The 2,212-nt window shown below is 65.8% G+C and carries 1 protein-coding gene; it reads right to left on the minus strand.

Annotated features, from left to right (window positions below):
• A partial coding sequence (locus ABZU72_RS28650; protein WP_355022161.1) for an autotransporter-associated beta strand repeat-containing protein occupies positions 1 to 2,212 on the minus strand: 2,212 nt, incomplete at both ends.

Raw genomic sequence — 2,212 nt, forward strand, 5'->3', positions numbered from 1 at the left:
GCCACCGCCCAGTTGGTGTTGCCGCCGTTCCAGGTTCCCGTGCCGCCATTGACGGTGCCGTTGCCGGCCTGGTCTGCGCCGTCCCAGAACTGCAGGGTCTGGCCGGCTCCGATCACAGCAAGATTGACCTGCGGCGCCACGCCGGCAGGCATGCTGTAGACCGTGCCGGTCGCTCCGGGAACGGTGGGAGCGGTGAGCGCAAGCGCGCTGAAGCCGCCGCTGATCGTGCCCCCGCCGGTCACGTCGAACAGACGATAATAGCCGGCCGAGGCCGCTGTGGCCGCAAGCGTCCCACCCAATGCAAGGTCGCCGGCCGCACCGATGCCGTTGACGACGATGCGGTCGTTGGTCAAGCCGCCTGCGACGCCTGCGGTGCCAAGCTCAAACACGGTATTCGAGCCGGCACTGAGCGCCAGCGATCCGACGGTGAGGGTGCCCGGGCTGTTGCCGGCCGACAGCGTCCCGCCGGCATTGACCGTGACCGCGCCGCCGATCGTGCCGATGCCCGAGAGCGTGCCGCCATTGACCGTGAGAGCGCCGCCAAGCGAACCATCGACCCGGAGCTCGCCTGCGGCAACCGTGGTCGAGCCTGCGAAAGCCGAACTGTTGCCGCTCAGAGTTGTCCGACCACCGCCGTTCTGCGCGATCGTGCCGATGCCGGTGATCGCACCGGCATAGGCCAGGCTGCTGCTGTTGAAGACCAGCGCGGCGTTGTTGAGGATGTTGCCGGTGCCGAGCGAGCCATTGGTGCCGCCATTGCCGATCTGCAGCGTGCCGCCGGAGAGGGTGAGCGGGCCGGCAACGGTATTGCCAGTTCCGGTCAGAATGAGCGTGCCCGCGCCGATCTTCGCGTAGGTGAAGGGTCCGCCGGGGTCGGAGATGTTTCCCGAAATCGTCGCCGTTCCGGCCGCGACCTGATACTGCAGGCCGCTTCCCGACAGCAGCGTGTTTGCCGACATAGTCACGCCGTTGGCGAGGTCGAGGACGCTGGCCCCGGTCGCGCCAACGCGTTGAAAACTGGCGGCGGCCGTGGTTGCGAGACTTAAGGTGCCCTGGTTGAGCAGGAAACCGTTTGTGACGCCGGCGTTGTTGCCTCCCAGCGTCAGCGCGCCGGTCCCGTTCTTGGCGATCGCGCCGGCGCCGGTGAAATTGCCGTTTGCCGTCAGCGAGGTGGCCGCGGCGACATCGATCGTCGCAGTGGCGTTCATCGTCACATTGCGAGTCGTCGTGAAGCTTGCGGTAGTTGCCAGAGTGCCGCCATTGAATGTCAGGGCCCCGGCTGTAGTGCCGAGATTGTTGTCGGCGGAAATCGAGAGTCTGCCGCTATTGATCGTCGTGCCGCCGGTATAGGTATTGAGGCCAGATAGCGTCAGCGCCCCGGTCCCGGTCTTGGTCAAGCCGCCTGAGCCCGAGATGACGCCGCTGAGCGTCGCGGTCGCGTCCAGCACACTGATCGCGCTGGAGCTAGCCAGCGAGACGTTGTTGGCGATGCCGCGCGTACCGGTGGTCGCCAGCGTGCCGCCATTCAGCGTCACCAAACCGGCGCCAAAGGCTGAATCGTTGCCCGCGATGATCGAGCCGGCAGTGATCGTCGTCCCGCCGCTATAGCTGTTGGCGCCCGAGAGGGTCAGCACGCCCGCCCCGGTCTTGGTCAAGGCGCCACCGACCCCGCTGATGACGCCACTGACCTCGGTCGACAGGCCATCGCCGCCGACCGTCAGATGCACGCTGCCAAGCTGGTAGGCGCCAGCCCCCTCGATCGAGCCGGCCGAGACCTGGCCGTCCCCGAGCGGCCCGGTGCCGAGGAAGGCGGTGATACCGGCAGCCGTGGTGATCAGCCGCGCGTTGCCCGCCGTGCTGTTGTCGTAGAAACCCAGGTCGCCATAATTGGTGATCGTGGCGTTTCCGGCCGTGCTGGTGCCGTTAAAATCCAGGTCGCCATAACTGGTGATCGTGGCGTTGCCAGCCGTGCTGCTGTCTTTGAAAGTCAGGCCGCCGTCGAAATTATTCGTGATCGCGGCATTTCCGGCCGTGCTGGCGTCGTTGAAAACCAGCACGCCATTATTCGTGATCGCGGCGCTGCCAGCCGTGCTGGTGTCGTAGAAATCCCAGAAACTATTATTCGAGATCGTGGCGTTGCCAGCCGTGCTGGCGTTGTAGAACTCCAGGCCGCCATTATTCGGGATCGTAGCGTTCCCGGCCGTGCTGCTGT

This window comes from Nocardioides sp. NPDC004968, assembly GCF_040608935.1.
In the GTDB taxonomy this organism is placed as follows: domain Bacteria; phylum Actinomycetota; class Actinomycetes; order Propionibacteriales; family Nocardioidaceae; genus Nocardioides.